The organism is Pseudomonas sp. TE50-2 (assembly GCF_040813665.1).
Lineage (GTDB): Bacteria > Pseudomonadota > Gammaproteobacteria > Pseudomonadales > Pseudomonadaceae > Aquipseudomonas > Aquipseudomonas soli.
This window is the reverse complement of sequence record NZ_JBFNXN010000001.1, coordinates 2,574,441-2,592,792: the sequence shown is the minus strand read 5'-3', so window position 1 is coordinate 2,592,792 and position 18,352 is coordinate 2,574,441. Positions and strand designations below refer to the sequence as shown.

The 18,352-nt window shown below is 65.3% G+C and carries 15 protein-coding genes and 1 pseudogene; 6 read left to right on the top strand and 10 right to left on the bottom strand.

Features of this window, described 5'->3' with window-relative positions:
* Positions 1-28: 28 nt before the first annotated feature.
* The 5 genes from AAHK21_RS11905 to AAHK21_RS11885 all read right to left on the bottom strand — a co-directional run bounded on the left by AAHK21_RS11905 (position 29) and on the right by AAHK21_RS11885 (position 6,729).
* On the bottom strand, positions 29-2,353 hold the full coding sequence (locus AAHK21_RS11905) for a TonB-dependent siderophore receptor (protein WP_367857328.1): 2,325 nt from the start codon (positions 2,351-2,353) through the stop codon (positions 29-31).
* Positions 2,354-2,500: 147 nt separating this feature from the next.
* A complete protein-coding gene (locus tag AAHK21_RS11900; protein WP_367857327.1) occupies positions 2,501-3,445 on the bottom strand; it encodes a FecR domain-containing protein in 945 nt (314 codons plus the stop codon).
* Positions 3,442-3,960 carry an RNA polymerase sigma factor gene (locus AAHK21_RS11895; protein WP_367857326.1) on the bottom strand — a complete coding sequence of 173 codons (519 nt, stop codon included), beginning with the start codon at positions 3,958-3,960 and terminating at the stop codon, positions 3,442-3,444. The genes AAHK21_RS11900 and AAHK21_RS11895 overlap by 4 nt, the downstream gene beginning before the upstream one ends.
* A 124-nt stretch (positions 3,961-4,084) precedes the next feature.
* The gene (locus AAHK21_RS11890; protein ID WP_367857325.1) at positions 4,085-4,795 is read right to left on the bottom strand and encodes a PolC-type DNA polymerase III; all 711 of its coding nucleotides are present in this window, start codon (positions 4,793-4,795) and stop codon (positions 4,085-4,087) included.
* Entirely contained in the window at positions 4,792-6,729 is a 1,938-nt protein-coding gene (locus AAHK21_RS11885; RefSeq protein ID WP_367857324.1) for a putative nucleotidyltransferase substrate binding domain-containing protein, read from the bottom strand. The genes AAHK21_RS11890 and AAHK21_RS11885 overlap by 4 nt, the downstream gene beginning before the upstream one ends.
* A gap of 205 nt (positions 6,730-6,934) precedes the next feature.
* Between AAHK21_RS11885 and AAHK21_RS11880 the strand changes: the two are divergent.
* Positions 6,935-7,391 (top strand): annotated as a pseudogene (locus AAHK21_RS11880) (PleD family two-component system response regulator).
* Between the two features lie 113 nt (positions 7,392-7,504).
* Here the strand turns inward: AAHK21_RS11880 and AAHK21_RS11875 are convergent.
* The gene (locus AAHK21_RS11875; RefSeq protein ID WP_367857323.1) at positions 7,505-9,682 is read right to left on the bottom strand and encodes a malate synthase G; all 2,178 of its coding nucleotides are present in this window, start codon (positions 9,680-9,682) and stop codon (positions 7,505-7,507) included.
* A 461-nt stretch (positions 9,683-10,143) separates the two neighbouring features.
* Between AAHK21_RS11875 and AAHK21_RS11870 the strand changes: the two genes are divergently transcribed.
* On the top strand, positions 10,144-10,662 hold the full coding sequence (locus AAHK21_RS11870; RefSeq protein ID WP_046857418.1) for a glycine cleavage system protein R: 519 nt from the start codon (positions 10,144-10,146) through the stop codon (positions 10,660-10,662).
* Positions 10,663-10,922: 260 nt separating this feature from the next.
* Here AAHK21_RS11870 and rarD read toward each other — a convergent pair whose 3' ends face one another.
* From rarD to AAHK21_RS11850, 4 genes are all read right to left on the bottom strand, one after another.
* Positions 10,923-11,810, bottom strand: a complete 888-nt coding sequence (rarD, locus tag AAHK21_RS11865) for an EamA family transporter RarD (RefSeq protein ID WP_046857417.1) — start codon at positions 11,808-11,810, stop codon at positions 10,923-10,925.
* A gap of 64 nt (positions 11,811-11,874) precedes the next feature.
* Positions 11,875-12,849, bottom strand: coding sequence for a serine/threonine protein kinase (locus tag AAHK21_RS11860; RefSeq protein WP_367857322.1), 975 nt, complete (start codon positions 12,847-12,849; stop codon positions 11,875-11,877).
* Between the two features lie 78 nt (positions 12,850-12,927).
* Positions 12,928-13,692, bottom strand: coding sequence for a TOBE domain-containing protein (locus AAHK21_RS11855; RefSeq protein ID WP_046857415.1), 765 nt, complete (start codon positions 13,690-13,692; stop codon positions 12,928-12,930).
* A 57-nt stretch (positions 13,693-13,749) separates the two neighbouring features.
* Positions 13,750-14,487: a ComF family protein gene (locus AAHK21_RS11850; protein ID WP_367857321.1), complete on the bottom strand. Its 738-nt coding sequence runs from the start codon at positions 14,485-14,487 to the stop codon at positions 13,750-13,752.
* 89 nt (positions 14,488-14,576) lie between these two features.
* Between AAHK21_RS11850 and bioB the strand changes: the two genes are divergently transcribed.
* The 4 genes from bioB to bioC are packed head-to-tail and all read left to right on the top strand — an operon-like array spanning position 14,577 to position 18,351.
* Positions 14,577-15,635 carry a biotin synthase BioB gene (gene bioB / locus AAHK21_RS11845; RefSeq protein WP_046857413.1) on the top strand — a complete coding sequence of 353 codons (1,059 nt, stop codon included), beginning with the start codon at positions 14,577-14,579 and terminating at the stop codon, positions 15,633-15,635.
* Between the two features lie 2 nt (positions 15,636-15,637).
* Positions 15,638-16,810 (top strand): 8-amino-7-oxononanoate synthase, encoded by a 1,173-nt coding sequence (gene bioF / locus AAHK21_RS11840; protein ID WP_367857320.1) that lies wholly within the window; start codon positions 15,638-15,640, stop codon positions 16,808-16,810.
* Positions 16,803-17,534: an alpha/beta fold hydrolase gene (locus tag AAHK21_RS11835; protein WP_367857319.1), complete on the top strand. Its 732-nt coding sequence runs from the start codon at positions 16,803-16,805 to the stop codon at positions 17,532-17,534. The genes bioF and AAHK21_RS11835 overlap by 8 nt, the downstream gene beginning before the upstream one ends.
* Complete coding sequence (gene bioC / locus AAHK21_RS11830; RefSeq protein WP_367857318.1) at positions 17,527-18,351, top strand: malonyl-ACP O-methyltransferase BioC; 825 nt, start codon at positions 17,527-17,529, stop codon at positions 18,349-18,351. Before AAHK21_RS11835 ends, bioC begins: the two co-directional genes overlap by 8 nt.
* Position 18,352: the final 1 nt, after the last annotated feature.

Below are 18,352 nucleotides of genomic sequence, written 5' to 3'. Positions count from 1 at the left end.
GGGCTGGCCCCGCGATGGCTTCGGTCACTCAGAACTTGTAGGTGGCGCTGGCGACGACACTGCGCTGGTCGCCGTAGTAGCAGTAGTAGCCGTCGCAGGTCGAGAGGTAGTCCTTATTCAGCAGGTTGCTGGCGTTGACCGCCACCGAGGCGCCCTTGAGGCTGTTGTCCAGGCGACCCAGGTCGTAGTGCACCGCAGCGTCGAACACAGTGTAGGCCTTGCTCTTGCCGAGCCAGGTGTTGGCTTCGTCACCGTAGCGGTTGCCGGTGTAGCGTGCGCCAAGGCCAATGCCGAAGCCGTCAAGCACACCGGTATGCCAGGTGTAGTCGGCCCACAAGGAGGCCTGCTGGTTGGGCATCTGTTGCAGACGGTTGCCTTTGTACTGCCCTTTCTGGACTTCGGACTTGGCCAGGGTATAGGCGGCGATCACTTTCAGGTTGTCGGTGACGTCGGAGACGGCTTCCAGTTCCAGGCCGTGGACCTTGACCTCGCCGGTCTGGCTGGAGACCGGCCTCCCACCCACGTTGTTGGTGACGGTCACGTTCTTCTGGGTGAGGTCATACACGGCCGCAGACAACAGGGTGTTGGATCCAGGTGGCTGATACTTCAGACCCAGCTCCCATTGCTGGCCTTCGGTCGGTTTGAACGACTTCTCGACGTCTGCGTTCGAGCCGCTGCTTGGCTGGAACGACTCGGCATAGGACAGATAGGGAACAAAGCCTGAATCGAACACGTAGCTGAGCGCCGCGTTGCCGCTGAACTGCTTGTCGCGCTGGGTGTTGGTGGCATTGCCCTTGTTGCGGAACGTGGTGCCGGTATGCACCCAGTCTTCACGCCCGCCCAGGGTCAGGCGCCATTTGTCGAGCGCCATCTGGTCCTGGATGTAGAGCCCGGTCTGCACGGTTTTCTGGTTGTAGTCCAGATAGGCCGCGGAGCGGTCCAGGCCGATCAGAACCGTGTGGCTGATGTCACCAGTGGTGAAGTCGGCCTGGAAGTTGTTGTCGAGAGCGAATTGGCTGATGTCCTCATCGACGTTGGTGGACATGCGGTTGGCATTGCCCTCGTTGTCCACCGGGCCGCCGGGTTGGAAGTAGGCACCAACGGTGAGCGCCTGGAATGACAACTCGCTCTTGGTGTAGCGCACGTTCTGGCGGAACTGCCAGACATCGTTGAAACGATGTTCGAAGGCATAGCCCAGCGCGTAGTAGGTGCGGTCGTAGTATTCGTAATCCGGGTCACCCAGGTTCTTGTGGCGGGATACCTTGCCGAACGGCATGTCGATCTTGGTGCCTTGGATCGGGTAGAACTGGCTGGTGGCGCCGGTATCGTCGCGGGTGAACTGGCTGAGGAAGGTCAGCGATGTGTCGTCATCGATGTTCCAGGTCAGGCTCGGGGCGATGTTGTAGCGTTTGTTGTCGATATGATCGATCTGCGTGCCGCTGTCGCGCACCACGCCACTGACGCCATAGAGGAACTGACCCTGCTCATCGAGCTTGCCGGTGCTGGCGAAGTTGATCTGACGGTGGTTGTCGCTGCCGTACTGCAGCTGGATCTCGTGGCTGCTCTCGGCCTGGGGGCGGCGGCTGACCATGTCCAGCAGGCCGCCGGGCGGGGTCTGGCCATACACCGACGAGGCCGGGCCACGCAGCAGCGCAAGGCGGTCGAGGTTCCAGGTTTCGGCTTTCGGGTTGGCATAGACGCCGCGGGGCAGGGGCAGGCCGTCGAGGAACTGGGTCGGCTCGAAGCCGCGCACGCGCATCCAGTCATAGCGGGTGTCGCTGCCGAAACTGGCGGAGACGATGCCGGGCATGTACTTCACCGCATCATCCAGGCTCTGCACGCCGCGGTCGCTCATCTGCTGGCGGGTGGCGACGGAAATGGAGCGTGGGACTTCGACCAGCGCGGTGTCGGTCTTGGTGCCGGCGGCGGTGCGCTTGGCGGTGTAGCCCTCCACCGGGCCCCAGGCACTTTCAAAGCTGCTGTTGGCGTCGATGTTGGTTTCCGGCAGCGCCAGGCTGCCTTCCGCCACCAGGCTGTAGCTGCCGGCGCTGCTTTGCTGCAACTGCAGGCCGGTACCACGCAGGGCTGCCTGTAGCGCGCCGATACCGTTGTACTGGCCGCTTACCGGCGCCGAATTGCGCCCACTGACCAGCGCCGGATCCAGCGCCAGGGCGATACCGGCCTGGCTGGCGATCTGGTTCAGGGTACTGGCCAGCGGTGCGCTGGGCAGGTTGTAGGCACGCATGGCGGACTGTTCGGCGGCGAACAGGGCGGTGCTGGCCAACGGGGTGGCCAGGCCGATGGCCAGGGCCATCAGGCTGGGGCGAAGCAAAGCATCAACGGCACGGGACATTCAGCGGCTCCTCGACGAAATAGTGCTGACTGCTTCCTTGCCGAGCGAGAGTGGAAAAGTGACAGGGGGGTGTGAAAAAAATACGACTGATTTGCAAAACCCTTTGGGAGGCGGCAAGCCGGCTCCCAAAGGGCGGTCTGGCTGGGGCTATTTGGCGGTAACGGTGACCCACCACGGCGTATGTCGTTCGATCTTCACCGGCAGTACCGGTTGCAGCGAGGCCAGGGCCAGGTCGGTGTCGGTCAGCGGGAAACTGCCGCTCACGCGCAGCTCGGCCACTGCGTCGCTGACGCCCAGGTGGCCGCTGCGATATTGGCCGAGGGTGGCCACCAGGTCGGCCAGGCGCACGTTGTCCACCACCAGCATGCCGCGGGTCCAGGCGTCGCTGCCGACCGCCACGGGGCTGACACTGCCCAGGCCGTCGGCGCTCATCAGCACTTGCTGGCCTTCGCGCAGCACCTGCTCGTCGCCGCTGTGCTGGGGTTTGGCGGCTACCGATGCCTGCAGCACCTCCAGGCGTGTGCCGGCCTCCTCGCGCTTGACCAGGAAGCGGGTGCCCAGCGGGCGCAGGCGACCTTCCTCGGTACGCACCAGCAACGGGCGGCTGTCCTTGTGGCCGGTTTCCACCGAGATCTCGCCCTGGTGCAGGACGATCAGCCGTTGTTCGCCCTGGAAGTCGATGTCCACCGCGGTCTGGCTGTTGAGGCTGAGCAGGGTGCCGTCTTCCAGGCGCAGGGTGCGCAACTCGCCGGTACTGGTGCGTTGGTCGGCCAGCCAGTAGGTGGGCGACAGTGACGGTGCCCCGGCCCAGGCCAAGAGGCCACCGAGCAGCAGCATGCCGGCCAGGCCGCCCAGGCGCTGGCGCAACCCGGCCCGGGATTGCAGCAGGGTGTGGCGTACCGGCCCGGCTGCAGCGTTGACGCGCTGGTCGAGCATGCCCAGTTGCAGCCAGGCGCGGGCGTGCTCCTCGTGGGCGGCGTGCCAGCGCGTGAACTCGCTGCGTTCGTCCGGGGTACCGCTACCTTCGTCGAGGCACAGCTTCCAGGCGATGGCCGCTTCCAGCACCTTGCTGGAAACCGGGACATGCTTCATGTCGGCTCCCCGTACAGGGCGACATAGCACTGGCGCAGGCCTTGGGCGATGTACTGGCGCACGCGCGAGACCGACACCCCGAGGCGCTCGGCAATCTCGGCGTGCCCCAGGCCGTCCAGGCGGTTGTACAGGAAGGCTGCCCGGGCCTTGCTCGAGAGCTTGCCCAGCAAGCGGTCGATGGCCTTGAGGTCTTCGAGGATCAGGTGTTGCTGTTCCGGTGATGGGTGCTCGGCTTCGGGCAGCAGCGCCAGTTCCGCGAGGTAGGCCTGCTCGAGGGCGGCACGGCGGAAGTGGTCGAACAACAGGCCCTTGGCCACGGTGACCAGAAAGGCGCGGGGTTCGCGGGGGGCGTCCAGGCGCTCGCGGCCGAGCAGGCGCACGAAGGTGTCCTGGCTCAGGTCCTCGGCACGCTGGCGGCAGGCGGTGCTGCGCTGCAGCCAGGCCAGCAGCCAGGTGCGATGGTCGCGGTACAGCGCTCCGACCAGTTCGGCATGTGGACTGTGCGCAGACGTCAAGAAGCGTTCCCCGGGAAAGAATGCGTTAACTAACGATAATTATTCGCGATTGTGGCAGAGGCAGGGGGCAGGGCGCAATTGACGCTTATCGGATTGCCAGCATGACAGGGGAGCGTGATAAAAGTCAGAGGCCGTGGTGCTGCGCTTTGCGTCGTCGCCACTGGCGCACCCGTTGCTCCAGCTGCAGCGGGCTGTCCAGTTGCTGGCGGCGCGCCTGGCTGAAGAGAATCAACGCAAGTTCCGCGGTCACCTGGGCATCGGCGCTGGCATGGTGGCGGGCCTGGACTTCGAGGCCGAAACGGGCGATCCAGTCGTCCAGCCCGGCCTCGCGCAGCACGGTGTCGGGGTTGAGCATCGGCGCCAGCTCCGCCACGTCGAGAAACGGATGCTGCAGGCGCAGGCCCAGGCTGTCCTTCAACGCCCGGGCCAGCATGCGCTGGTCGAAAGGGGCATGGAACGCCAGTACCGGACTGTCGCCGATAAACCTCATCAGGTCGAGCAGGGCTTCGGCCGGTTCGCAGCCGGCAGCCAGGGCGCTGGGGCCCAGGCCGTGGATCAGCACGCTGGCGTTGGTTTTCTGTTCGGGGCGGCGCAGGGTTCGCTCGAACGGCCGACCGAGGTCGATGGCACCGTCCTCGATGGCCACCGCGCCGATCGACAGCACCTGGTCGCGATTGAGATTCAGGCCGCTGGTCTCCAGGTCCAGCACCACCCAGCGCTGTTCGCGCAGGGAGCACACGCCCAGGGGCGCAGGGCCGGGCAGCGCGGCCAGGCGCCGCTGCAGCGCCGCATCGAGTTCGGGGGCTGTGGGGCGCAACCAGGCGAACAGGTTCACAACTGGTACCGCAAGGCCAGGCTGCTCTGCAGGCGCTGGGCCTGGCGCAGGGACTCGCGCAGGATGCGCCGGTCCAGGTGGTTGAGGCTGTCGGGGTCGAGCCGGTTGGAATAAGGCATGTTCTCGCGGCTCTGGCGCTGGTGTTGCTGCATGCGGGTCTGCTGGATGAAGTGGTAGGCCTCTTCATAGGCGGCGCCGTCGAGCGGGTCGATTACCCCCTTAGTAATCAGCTGACGCAGCCGTTCGAGGGTGTTGCAGGCCGTTATGCCATGGGCTAGGGCCAGCAGCCGAGCGCCATCGACGAACGGGGTCAGGCCCTGCACCTTGAGGTCGAGGGTGGCGGCCTTGTCGTCACCCTGGCGAGTCAGCACGAACTCGCGCAGGCGCCCGACTGGTGGACGCTGGCGCAGGGCGTTGTCGGCCAGCATGCGCTGGAAGATGCGGTTGTCCGCGACCTGCTCGAGCAGGCCCTGGCGCAGTTGCTCGCAGCCTTGCTCGTCGCCCCAGACCACGCGCAGGTCGAAGTAGATGCTCGAGCCCAGCAGGTTCTCGGGGCTGGCTTCGCGTACGAAGCCGGCGAAGCGCCGCGCCCACTCGCCACGCGACAGGCACAGCTCGGGGTTGCCGGCCATCACGTTGCCTTTGCACAGGGTGAAGCCGCACTGGGCCAGGTTGTGGTTGATCTGTTGGGCCAACGGCAGCAAGCGTGCGCGGATCGCCTCGGCTTCGGCGCCGTCACGGGCCTCGAAAAGAATGCCGTTGTCCTGGTCGGTGTGCAGGGTCTGCTCGCGGCGGCCCTCGCTGCCGAAGCACAACCAGCTGAACGGTACGCCGGGGTCGCCGCGCTCGGCGATGGCCAGTTCGATCACCCGGCACACGGTGTGGTCGTTGAGCAGGGTGATGATCTGGGTGATCTGCGTCGAGGATGCGCCGTGGGCGAGCATGCGTTCGACCAGCTGGCCGATTTCGCCGCGCAGTGACACCAGGCTGTCCAGCCGCGGTGCATGGCGGATGGTGCGGGCCAGGTGCACCAGATCGACGCGTTGCAGGGAGAACAGGTCGCGCTCGGAAATCACCCCGCACAGGCGCTGGTTGTCCACCAGGCAGACATGGGCAATGTGGCGTTCGGTCATCGCCATGGCGGCGTCGAACGCACTGGCCTGGGGGCTCAGGTAGAACGGCCTTGCGGTCATGTAGCGCTCGATGGGCGCGGTCAGTTCGGCGCTGGCGTCGGCCACCACCTGGCGCAGGTCGCGCAGGGTGAAGATGCCGATGGGGTGGCGCTGCTCATCGATGATCACGATGCTGCCAACCTGCTGCTCGTGCATCAACCGCACGGCTTCGCGCAGTGGCGTGTCTGGCGTGCACACCACCGGGTGGCGCAGCGCCAGCTCGCCCAGCGGCGTGTTCAGCGAGTACTGGGTGCCCAGGGTTTCCACGGCGCGCTGGCGCACTTGCTGGTTGACCTGGTCGAGCAGGCTGCTGACGCCGCGCAGGGCGAAGTCGCGGAACACCTCGGACATGGAAAACACACGAATGAACGCGGCCTTGTCCAGTTGCAGGCAGAAGGTGTCCTCGCCGGCCAGGTGCTCGGTGCGGGTGGCCCGCTCGCCGAGCAAAGCCGCCAGCGGGAAGCATTCACCGCTGGTGATCTCGAAGGTGGTCTCGGTGCCTGGCTTGGTGACATGGTGACGTTCGCCGACCACGCGCCCCTGCTTGACGATATAGAAGTGCTCGACCGGGCCCTCGGCCGGCGTGATGATGCTTTCGCCGCCTGCGTAGAAGCGCAGCTGGCACTGTTCCACCAGGTAGGCCAGGTGGCTGTGTTCCATCTGGTTGAACGGCGGGAAACGCTGCAGGAACTGCAGGGTGCCCTGGATGTTTTGCAGTACCGCTGTCCTGCCGGCCTGGGTATAGGCGTCCTTTTTGCTCATGAAGCTGACCGTATCGCTACGCCGAACTATATATATCTATCTATAGGGGTCGGCTTTGTTGTTCTCGGCCCCCATGGTCGGCTGGCCGTACTGTGGTGCCCATTGGACGTAAGTCTAGAGCGAGGCTGTCAAGGACCCGACGAAAGGCGAACCGGGCTATGTAAATTTCGCGGTCCTAAGCTGTGAACGAGATTTTTTTGACGAGATGGGCCATGGCCGAGCATGACGACATACTGAGTGACGCCGAACGCGAGGCACTGGCCGGGCTGACTGCACCTGTCGCGGCTCGTCCCGTGGTGCTGGTGGTGGACGACAACCCGGTGAACAGCGAGGCGCTGAGCCTGTACCTGAAGAGCCGAGGCATCGCCTGCATGACGGCTGACGGCGCGCAGGAAGCGATGTTGAAGCTGCCGCGGATCGCGCTGATGATCACCGACCTGCGCATGGAGCCGAAGGATGGCCTGGAGCTGATCCAGCAAATTCGCGCATCGAAGCGGGCCGACTTGCCGATCATTGTGGTGTCTGGGGAGTCTGAAGTGTCCGAGGCTGTTAAAGCAATGCACCTCGGCGTGGTGGACTTTCTGGTGAAACCACTGGATGCCGACAAGTTGCAGGTGTTGCTCGGGTTGGTGAAGCGGGAGCTGAAATTGGAGCAGCCCTGAAACGATCGCGGGGCAAGTCGGGACGCCGCACCGCCGCTCCCACACCAGATGTGAACTGGCGTGGGAGCGGCGGTGCGGCGTCCCGACTTGCCCCGCGATGTGTTACTGGCGGCTTACAGCCCGTTGCGCGCCTTGAACTCGCGACGACGACGGTGCAGGACCGGCTCGGTGTAGCCGTTCGGTTGCTTGGCACCCTCGATCACCAGCTCGATCGCCGCCTGGAACGCGATGTTGTCATCGAAGTTCGGCGCCATCGGGCGGTACAGAGTGTCACCGGCGTTTTGCTTGTCCACCACCGCGGCCATGCGCTGGAGGCTTTCCAGCACCTGCTCCTGGGTGACCACGCCATGGCGCAGCCAGTTGGCCAGCAGTTGGGCCGAAATCCGCAGTGTTGCACGGTCTTCCATCAGGCCGACATCGTTGATGTCCGGCACTTTCGAACAGCCCACGCCCTGGTCGATCCAGCGCACCACGTAGCCGAGGATGCCCTGGGCGTTGTTGTCCAGCTCGTTGCGGATTTCCTCGGCCGACCAGTTGGTGTTGGCCGCCAGCGGGATGGTGAGGATATCGTCGACCTGCGCTTGGGTGCGCGAAGCCAGCTCGCGCTGACGGGCCTGCACATCGACCTTGTGATAGTGCAGGGCGTGCAGGGTGGCGGCGGTCGGCGACGGTACCCAGGCGGTGTTGGCGCCGGCCAGCGGGTGGGCGATCTTCTGCTCGAGCATGGCGGCCATCAGGTCGGGCATGGCCCACATGCCCTTGCCGATCTGCGCGCGGCCCTGCAGGCCGGTGGCCAGGCCGACGTCGACGTTGTTGTTTTCGTAGGCGCCGATCCACTTCTCGTTCTTCATGGCGCCCTTGCGCACCACGGCGCCGGCCTCCATGGAGGTGTGGATCTCGTCACCGGTGCGGTCGAGGAAGCCGGTGTTGATGAACACCACGCGCTCGGCCGCAGCCTTGATGCAGGCCTTGAGGTTGACCGTGGTACGGCGCTCCTCGTCCATGATGCCGACCTTGACGGTGTTGCGCTTCATGCCCAGCAGGTCTTCGACGCGGCTGAAGATCTCGGCGGCGAACGCCACCTCTTCAGGGCCATGCATCTTCGGCTTGACGATGTAGACGCTGCCGGTACGGGTGTTCTTGCGGCTGGTGTTGCCGTTGAGGTTGTGCAGGGCGATCAGGTTGGTGAACAGGCCGTCCTGGATGCCTTCGGGGATTTCATTGCCCTGGGCGTCGAGGATCGCCGGGTTGGTCATCAGGTGCCCGACGTTGCGCACGAACAGCAGCGAGCGGCCGTGCAGGGTCACGCTGCCGCCATTGGGCGCGGCGTATTCGCGATCCGGGTTCATGGTGCGGGTGAAGGTCTTGCCGCCTTTGCTCACGCTTTCGGCCAGGTCACCTTTCATCAGGCCCAGCCAGTTGCGGTAGACGATGACCTTGTCGTCGGCGTCGACGGCGGCGACCGAGTCTTCGCAGTCCATGATGGTGGTCAGTGCCGACTCCATCAGGATGTCTTTCAGGCCGGCGGCGTCGGTGCTGCCGACCGGGGTGCTGGCGTCGACCTGGATCTCGAAGTGCAGGCCGTTGTGCTTGAGCAGCACCGCGGTCGGCGCGGCGGCATCGCCGTGGAAACCGATCAGCTGGGCATCGTCACGCAGGCCGCTGTTGCTGCCGCCCTTGAGCGCGACTACCAGCTTGCCGCCTTCGATGCGGTAGGCGGTGGAGTCGACATGGGAGCCGGCGGCCAGTGGCGCGGCCTGGTCGAGGAAGGCGCGGCCGAAAGCGATCACCTTGTCGCCACGGACCTTGTTGTAGCCCTGGCCTTTTTCAGCGCCGCCTTCATCGCTGATGGCATCGGTGCCGTACAGCGCGTCATACAGCGAGCCCCAACGGGCGTTGGCGGCGTTCAGGGCGAAGCGGGCGTTCATCACCGGCACCACCAGCTGCGGGCCGGCCATGACCGCGATCTCTTCATCGACGTTCTGGGTGGTGGCCTGGAAGTCCTCGACGGCTGGCAGCAGGTAGCCGATTTCCTCGAGGAACGCCTTGTAGGCCACGGCGTCGTGGGCCTGGCCTTTGCGGGCCTGGTGCCAGGCGTCGATCCTGGCTTGCAGCTCGTCGCGCTTGGCGAGCAGGGCTTTGTTCTTCGGAGCGAGGTCTTTAATGATCTCTGCCGCCCCGGCCCAGAACGCATCGGCCTTGATGCCGGTTCCAGGGATCGCTTCGTCGTTGACGAAGTCGTACAGGGCCTTGGCGACCTGAAGGCCACCGACTTGAACGTATCCAGTCATTGCTTGCCTCACCTCTGCTCAGCTATTTCGCTTTCGCTCTTCTGTATTAAGCCTGTAGCGCTTCTCTAAACACGGCACCAGTGCATGCCCGCGTGATCCGGGGCGGCTGGGTGCGGCTCGCCAGACGGGCCGGCGGGCGGTTGGCGTATTTTCACAGGCGCCTTGGCAGACATCGAAACGACGTTTTTGTAGTCCGCGCCGATGCATACTACATGAAGCAGCAGGCAGGTAAACATCAGACTAAAAGCGTCGCTCTGCGACCGATTGGTCGCATGGGGTCACGCTGGGAGACGACATGTTCGCAAAAAACAGGTGGATTGTTCCAGATAAATCTTGAAACAGTACACGATGAGTTGCCTTGACTGTCCTGCGGCAGGTTGCCGCGCCTTGCCTATACTGATTCGATCCCCGTATCGCCCCCATCTGCGGCGGTGCTTGCAGACGAATGAAGGAGTGGCCCCGTGGACCATCTTGTACTGACCGTGATCGCCCCTGACAAGGCCGGGCAGGTAGAACGTATCGCCCAGTGCATCGCCGATCACAATGGCAACTGGCTGGAAAGCCGCATGTCACGCATGGCCGGCCAGTTCGCCGGGATCTTGCGGGTGGCGGTACCGGCGGAGAACTATGCCGAACTGGTCGAGTCGTTGCAGAAACTGGGCGACCACGGCATTCGAGTGTTGATCGCCGAAAGCGGCATCGAGCCGTCCTGCACCTGGAAACCGATCGCGATGGAACTGGTGGGTAACGACAGGCCCGGCATCGTTCGCGACATTACCCGCCTGCTGGCGGAGCTTGGGGTGAACGTGGAGCGTCTGAGCACCGAGGTGCGCCCGGCGCCGATGAGCAGCGAGCCGTTGTTCCAGGCTGATGCGCTGCTGGCGCTGCCGTTGACCTTGTCGCTGGATGATTTGCAGGCAAGGTTGGAGAGCCTGGCGGATGATCTGATGGTGGAGTTGCGGTTGCGGCCGGAGGATTGACTGCAGGCAATCGCGGGCAAGTCGCAACGGCGAACCGCCGCTCCCACGGTTATCCCGATTTAACGGGGACGCCCCTGTGGATAACCTGGGGGCGTACCGCTACAGCCCAATAGCCACGCAGGTTAGCCAGCATTGAGCAAAAAACACCCAGTTATCAGTCGCTTGTGCACAAACCACGGGGACGAGGGTGTGGATAACCTCTGGAGACCTTGCTGCAGGCCACGCATTTCGTGGCCTCCAGCTGTTTGATCATTAATTGATCAGGCGCGCTTGCGCAAACTCAGCCAGGCATCGACGCTGTACACCGCCAGCCCCGCCCAGATGCACGCGAACGCCAGCAGGTTGCTGGAGGTCAGGTGCTCATCGAACAGCCACACCGCCTGCAGCAGCACCAAGGTCGGTGCCAGGTACTGCAGGAAGCCCAGGGTGGTGTACGGCAGGTGGCGCGCGGCGGCGTTGAAGCACACCAGGGGTATCAGGGTGACCGGGCCGGCGGCGATCAGCCACAGGGCCTCGCTGCTGTTGAAAAACGCCAGGCTGGCGCTGTTGGCCGTCGGGTGCAGCAGCAGCCAGCCGATCGCCAGTGGTACCAGCATCCAGGTCTCGACCACCAGGCCGGGCAGCGCCGCTACCGGTGCCTGCTTGCGGATGAGCCCGTAGAAGCCGAACGACAGGGCCAACGCCAACGATACCCAGGGCAGGCTGCCGACCTGCCAGACCTGTTGCGCCACGCCGAGGGCCGCCAGGCCCACTGCCAGCCATTGCAGGCGGCGCAGGCGCTCACCGAGCAGCAACATGCCCAGTAGTACGTTGATCAGCGGGTTGATGTAGTAGCCCAGGCTGGCTTCGAGCATGCGCCCGTTGTTCACCGCCCATACATAGGTCAGCCAGTTGCCGGCGATCAGCGTGCCGCTCAGGGCCAGGATGGCCAGGCGCCTGGGGTTGTCGCGCAGTTCGCGCCACCAGCCGGGGTGCTTCCATACCAGCAGCAGGAGCGAGCCGAACAGCGCCGACCAAAGCACCCGATGGACGATGATCTCCACCGCCGGGACGCTCTGGATCGCTTTGAAGTACAGGGGGAACAGGCCCCAGATGATGTAGGCGCCAAGGCCCAGAATATACCCGCGACGCGGGTTTGCGGCGTGCATGCAGAATCCTTGCTTAGGTAGCTAAATAAAGCGACGCCTATTGTAGACAGAGCGCGGCGCGCTTCTAGAACAATTTCAACGGTTGTTCATCCAGCGCGGCCATCTGTTCGCGCAGGGCGAGGATCTGGTCGCCCCAGTAACGCGGCTGGCCGAACCACGGGAAGCTGCGCGGGAACGCCGGGTCATCCCAGCGCCGTGCCAGCCAGGCGCTGTAGTGCAGCTGGCGCAGGGCGCGCAGCGGCTCGATCAGGGCCAGTTCGCGCGGGTCGAAGTCGTGGAATTCGTTGTAGCCGTCGATCAGTTCGGCCAGCTGGCCGAGGCGTTCCTCGCGGCTGCCGGCAAGCATCATCCACAGGTCCTGCACCGCCGGGCCCATGCGGCAGTCGTCGAGGTCGACCACATGGTAGACGTCGTCTCGGTGCATCAGGTTGCCGGGGTGCAGGTCGCCGTGCAGGCGGATTAGCTGGTGCGGGGTGCGGGCGTAGATTTCCTCGACCCGCTTGAGCAGGTCGCGGGCCACGGATTCGAAGGCCGGCAGCAGCTCGCGAGGAACGAAGCCGCCGTCCAGCAGGGTGTTGAGCGAGGCATGGCCAAAGTTGTCCACAGCCAGCTGTTCACGGTGTTCGAATGGTCGGATGGCCGCCACGGCATGCAAGCGCCCGAGCAACTGACCCAGGCGGTACAGCTGGTCGAGGTTGCCCGGCTCCGGAGCATGGCCGCCACGGCGCGGGAACAGGGCAAAGCGAAACCCCTGGTGCTCGAACAAGGAGCGGCCCTCGTGCAACAGCGGCGCCACCACGGGCACTTCGCACTCCGCCAGCTCGGCGGTAAAGGTGTGTTCTTCGAGGATTGCCGCATCGCTCCAGCGCCCAGGGCGATAGAACTTGGCGATCAGCGGTTGTTCCCCCTCGATGCCCACCTGATAGACACGGTTTTCATAGCTGTTGAGCGCCAGCACCCGCGCATCGCTGAGAAAGCCCAGGCTTTCCACGGCGTCCAGCACGAGGTCGGGGGTGAGGGTGTCGAAGGGGTGGGACATGCAAGGCTCCAGGCGCGGGGACGGCGTGGCTGCATGTTACCCCAATCACATGGCAGGCCCCGCCCTTGTCGTAGCCGGTTAGACCGGCACCCCCAGCAACACGAACGACGGATGGAACTGCACCCGCATCATGCTCTGCGGCCCGACTTGATACTGCGCCAGCCAGTCAGCCTCGGCGAAAGCGCACAAAGTCTGCCCGTTACCCAGTGCCAGGCGCACCTCGACTGGACCGTCCTGCTCACCGACAAGCTCCTCGACCTTGGCCTTCAGGCAATTGCTGCCTTGCTCCGCCAGCTCGTCCGGCCCCAGCAACTGTACCCACCCCGCCTTCAGCAGCGCCACCACCGTGCCCCCCAGTGCCAGCTCCAGGCGCTCGGTACTACCCCGGGTGATCAAGGCCTCGATCTCCAGGCCGCCGCCCAGGTCCAGGCTGATGCGGTCATGCCGGCCTTCGCGGCGCAGCCCGCTGATCCGCCCTTGCAACTGGTTGCGCGCACTGGTGCGCAGCATCAGCCGGCCGAGCAATGCGAGGTCGTTGCTGTCCTCGGCGGATTCCAGGATTTCTGCCTGCAACGCCTGCAGGCGCTGGTACAGGCGCAGTACCCGTTCGCCTTCGGCGGACAGCCGGGCGCCACCGCCGCCGCGGCCCCCGGTGCTGCGTTCGACCAGGGGCTGCGCGGCCAGGTTGTTGAGTTCGTCGATAGCATCCCAGGCAGCCTTGTAGCTGATCCCCGCGGCCTTGGCGGCGCGGGTGATGGATCCCTGCTCGGCGACATGTTGCAGCAGGGCGATGCGCTGTGGGCGGCGGGCGATGTGCTGGGTGAGCAAGGCGGGCAGTGACATGGGCGGGCATCAGGCGTGGTGTAGGTCCCGCGACGTTGCCGCCGTCACCGGGGCAAGTCAAGCCTGGCCCGGGCGCGGTGTGCGCGCCAGGCAGTAGATATCCACCCGCCGGGCACCGGCCTGGCGCAGCAACCGGGCGATGGTCTGCGCGGTCGCCCCGGTGGTCAGCACGTCGTCGACCAGCGCCAGGTGCAGGCCTTGCAGTTCGCTGCCGGGGGTGAGGGCGAAAGCCTGGCGCAGGTTGCGTTGCCGGGCCTTGGCACCGAGCGCCTGTTGCGCCGGTGTATCGCGCACCCGCTGCAGCAGGTGCTCGTCGCAGGGCAGGTGCAATTGTCTGGCGAGCCAGCGGGCGAGCATCGCCGCCTGGTTGAAGCCGCGCTGGCGCAGTCGACGCCCGGCCAGTGGAACAGGCAACAAGCAGTCAGGCCGTGGCAAGCCCTCGTGATAGTGCTGGCTCAGGCTGTGGCCGAGCAATTGGGCCAGCAACCGCCCCAGGGGCCACTGGCTGTTGTGCTTGAAGCGGCTTATCAGGCTGTCGACGGGAAAGCCGTAATGCCAGGGCGCGATCACCCGTTTGAATGCCGGTGGGCGGCGGCTGCAGTTGCCACAGACAAGGTCGTCCAAGGCCAGGGGCAGCGCGCACCGGCGGCATTGCTCTTGCAGCCAGGGCAGCGCCTGCTCGCAGGCGAGGCATAGGGGATAGGGCTGCCCTGCGGGCTCGTCGCAAAGCAAACAGGTTTGATCGATATTTGTACAGATGTAAACCAGTATGTTCTTGATTGGTTGACAGTTCATGGGCCTTCCGTGACTATGCGAGCTATCCGTGATGCGCTGGAGGGTTTTCCTGTCCCGGCGTCAGTCAGACCATAGATAAGGAAACGCCGATGAGCGCCAGCGCAATTGCAACAACCCGTCACGACTGGTCCCTGGCCGAGGTCAAGGCACTGTTCCAGCAGCCGTTCAATGACCTGCTGTTCCAGGCCCAGACCATGCACCGCGCGCATTTCGACCCCAACCGTGTGCAGGTCTCCACGCTGCTGTCGATCAAGACCGGCGCCTGCCCGGAAGATTGCAAATATTGTCCGCAGTCCGGCCACTACAACACCGGGCTGGAAAAACAGAAGCTGATGGAAGTGCAGAAGGTGCTGGAGGAGGCCGCCCGGGCCAAGGCCATCGGTTCGACCCGCTTCTGCATGGGCGCGGCGTGGAAGCATCCCTCGGCCAAGGACATGCCCTACGTGCTGGAGATGGTCAAAGGGGTCAAGGCCATGGGCCTGGAAACCTGCATGACCCTCGGCAAGCTCGACCAGGAGCAGACCCAGGCCCTGGCCCAGGCCGGCCTGGACTACTACAACCACAACCTCGACACCTCGCCGGAGTTCTACGGCAGCATCATCACCACCCGTACCTACAGCGAACGCCTGCAGACCCTGGCCTACGTGCGTGACGCCGGCATGAAGATCTGCTCCGGCGGCATCCTTGGCATGGGCGAGTCGCTGGACGACCGCGCAGGCCTGTTGATCCAGCTGGCCAACCTGCCCGAGCACCCGGAGTCGGTGCCGATCAACATGCTGGTCAAGGTTGCCGGCACGCCGCTGGCCGACGAGGAAGACGTCGATCCGTTCGACTTCATCCGCATGCTTGCCGTGGCCCGGATCCTCATGCCCAAGTCCCACGTGCGCCTGTCGGCCGGCCGTGAGCAGATGAACGAGCAGATGCAGGCACTGGCGTTCATGGCCGGGGCCAACTCGATCTTCTACGGCGAGAAGCTGCTGACCACGGCCAACCCGCAGGCCGACAAGGACATGCAACTGTTCGCCCGCCTGGGTATCCAGCCGGAAGCTCGCGAAGAGCACGCCGACGAAGTGCACCAGGCCGCCATCGAGCAGGCGCTGGTCGAGCAGCGCAGCAGCGAGCTGTTCTACGACGCAGCCTCGGCCTGAGCATGGCCTTCGATCTCGCCGCGCGGCTGGCCGAACGGCGTGCCGCGGACCTCTATCGGCAACGGCCGCTGCTGGAAAGCCCGCAAGGGCCGCAGGTGGTGGTCGATGGTCAGCCGCTGCTGGCCTTCTGCAGCAATGACTACCTGGGCCTGGCCAATCACCCCGAGGTGATCAAGGCCTGGCGCGATGGCGCCGAGCGCTGGGGTGTCGGCGGTGGCGCCTCGCACCTGGTGATCGGCCACGGCACGCCGCACCATGCCGTTGAAGAAGCGCTGGCCGAGTTGACCGGGCGTCCTCGGGCGTTGCTGTTCTCCACCGGCTACATGGCCAACCTCGGTGCCATCACCGCGCTGGTGGGGCAGGGCGACACAGTCTTGCAGGACCGCCTCAACCACGCTTCCCTGCTCGACGGCGGGCTGCTCAGTGGCGCCCGCTTCAGTCGCTACCTACACAACGACCCGGCCAGCCTGAGCAGTCGCCTGGAGAAAGCTACCGGCAATACCCTGGTGGTCACCGATGGCGTGTTCAGCATGGATGGCGACTGCGCCGACCTGCCGGCCCTGGCCAAGGCCGCGCGCAGCCGCGACGCTTGGCTGATGGTCGACGATGCCCATGGCTTTGGTACCTTGGGAGCCAACGGCGGCGGCCTGGTCGAGCATTTCGGCCTGGGTGTCGATGACGTGCCGGTGCTGATCGGCACGCTGGGCAAGGCCTGTGGCACCGCTGGCGCCTTCGTTGCCGGCAGCGAGGACCTGATCGAGGCACTGGTGCAGTTCGCCCGGCCCTACATCTACACCACCAGCCAGCCGCCGGCATTGGCGTGCGCCACGCTCAAGGCGCTGGAGCTGCTGCGCCGAGAGCGCTGGCGGCGTGAGCACTTGGCCGCGCTGGTCCGACAGTTCCGTGCCGGCGCCGAAGAGATCGGCCTGACCCTGATGGACAGCCACACCGCAATCCAGCCGATCCTTATCGGCGATGCGGGGCGGGCGCTGGCATTGTCCCGCTTGCTGCGCGAGCGCGGGCTGCTGGTCACGGCGATTCGCCCACCCACCGTGCCCGCCGGCAGTGCCCGTCTGCGGGTGACCCTGAGCGCCGCCCACAGCGAGGCGCAGGTGCAGCTATTGTTGAATGCATTGGCCGAGTGTTATCCACAGCTGGAGTCCGCCGATGCGTAACCGAATGATCCTTCTGCCCGGCTGGGGGCTGGGCACCGCCTCACTGGAGCCGCTGGCCGCCAGCCTGCGTGCCCAGGACCCGCGCCTGCAGGTCGAACTGATGCCGTTGCCGGATCTGCCCGACCACGACCCGCTGGCCTGGGTCGACTACCTCGACCGCAAGCTGCCCAACGACGTGTGGCTGGGCGGCTGGTCGCTGGGTGGCATGCTTGCCAGCGCCCTGGCGCACAAGCGCGGCGATCATTGCTGCGGCTTGCTCACCCTGGCCAGCAACCCCAGTTTCGTCGCTCGGTCGGATTGGCCGCACGGGATGGCGCCGGATACCTTCGGCACCTTCCTCGATGGCTGCCGCAGCCATACCCAGGTGACCCTCAAGCGCTTCCGTACCTTGTGCAGCGACGGTGCGCAGCAACCGCGCACCTTGCTGCGCCAACTGGGCGTCGGCGTGCCCGACACCGATCCGCTGTACCTGGCCACCGGGCTAGAGGTGCTGGCCAGCCTTGATACACGCGCTGCCCTGGAGCAATACGGCGGCCCGCAGCTGCACCTGTTCGCCGGCAGTGATGCGCTGGTGCCGGTGGAGGCTGCCAAGGCCCTGAGCGACCTGTTGCCCGACGTGGAAGTCGGCCTGGTCGAAGACAGTTCCCACGCCTTCCTGCTGGAGTACCCGCAGGAGCTGGCGGCGGGCATCAAGAGTTTCCTGCATGAGAGTGGCGATGACTGATCTTTCCCAGCCCACCTTGCCCGGTGCCCTGCCTGACAAGCGCCAGGTAGCGGCTTCGTTTTCCCGCGCCGCGGCCAGCTACGACAGTGTCGCGGCCCTGCAGCGCGCCGTAGGCATGGGGCTGCTGGAGAAACTGCCCGCAGGTCTCGCCCCTGTGCGCTGGCTGGACATGGGCAGTGGCACGGGCCATTTCAGCCGGGTCCTGGCCGAGCGCTTCAACGATGCTGATGGTGTGGCGGTGGACATCGCCGAGGGCATGTTGCGCCATGCCCGTGAGCACGGCGGCGCCCGGCACCATGTTGCAGGTGACGCCGAGCGTCTGCCGTTGCACGATGGCAGTGTCGATCTGCTGTTCAGCAGCCTGGCGGTGCAGTGGTGCGGCCAGTTCGCCAGCGTGCTGGCTGAGGCGCGGCGGGTGCTGCGTCCAGGCGGGGTGCTGGCGTTCAGCAGCTTGTGCGTGGGCACCCTCGATGAGTTGCGTGCCAGCTGGCAAGCCGTCGATGGCATGGTGCATGTCAATCGCTTCCGGCGTTTCGAGGATTACCAGCGTCTATGCGCGGACAGCGGCATGGAGCTGATCGACCTGGAGCGACGTCCCCATGTACTGCATTACCCCGATGTGCGCAGCCTGACCCATGAGCTCAAGGCACTGGGTGCGCACAACCTCAATCCGGGGCGCCCATCGGGGTTGACCGGACGTGCGCGGATGCAGGGCCTGTTGCAGGCCTATGAACAGTTCCGCCAGCCTCAGGGGCTGCCTGCCACCTATCAGGTGGTGTATGGCGTCTTGCGCAAACCGCTGGCCGGGGAGCAGTGAC

What these genes read in the sequence shown, in the direction of transcription:
- AAHK21_RS11855 (WP_046857415.1), bottom strand. Translation starts at nt 13,692, where the DNA reads ATGTCACTGCCCGCCTTGCTCACCCAGCACATCGCCCGCCGCCCACAG.
- AAHK21_RS11875 (WP_367857323.1), bottom strand. Translation starts at nt 9,682, where the DNA reads ATGACTGGATACGTTCAAGTCGGTGGCCTTCAGGTCGCCAAGGCCCTG.
- AAHK21_RS11850 (WP_367857321.1), bottom strand. Translation starts at nt 14,487, where the DNA reads ATGAACTGTCAACCAATCAAGAACATACTGGTTTACATCTGTACAAAT.
- bioC (WP_367857318.1), top strand. Translation starts at nt 17,527, where the DNA reads ATGACTGATCTTTCCCAGCCCACCTTGCCCGGTGCCCTGCCTGACAAG.
- AAHK21_RS11860 (WP_367857322.1), bottom strand. Translation starts at nt 12,849, where the DNA reads ATGTCCCACCCCTTCGACACCCTCACCCCCGACCTCGTGCTGGACGCC.
- AAHK21_RS11885 (WP_367857324.1), bottom strand. Translation starts at nt 6,729, where the DNA reads ATGAGCAAAAAGGACGCCTATACCCAGGCCGGCAGGACAGCGGTACTG.
- AAHK21_RS11900 (WP_367857327.1), bottom strand. Translation starts at nt 3,445, where the DNA reads ATGAAGCATGTCCCGGTTTCCAGCAAGGTGCTGGAAGCGGCCATCGCC.
- rarD (WP_046857417.1), bottom strand. Translation starts at nt 11,810, where the DNA reads ATGCACGCCGCAAACCCGCGTCGCGGGTATATTCTGGGCCTTGGCGCC.
- AAHK21_RS11835 (WP_367857319.1), top strand. Translation starts at nt 16,803, where the DNA reads ATGCGTAACCGAATGATCCTTCTGCCCGGCTGGGGGCTGGGCACCGCC.
- bioB (WP_046857413.1), top strand. Translation starts at nt 14,577, where the DNA reads ATGAGCGCCAGCGCAATTGCAACAACCCGTCACGACTGGTCCCTGGCC.
- bioF (WP_367857320.1), top strand. Translation starts at nt 15,638, where the DNA reads ATGGCCTTCGATCTCGCCGCGCGGCTGGCCGAACGGCGTGCCGCGGAC.
- AAHK21_RS11905 (WP_367857328.1), bottom strand. Translation starts at nt 2,353, where the DNA reads ATGTCCCGTGCCGTTGATGCTTTGCTTCGCCCCAGCCTGATGGCCCTG.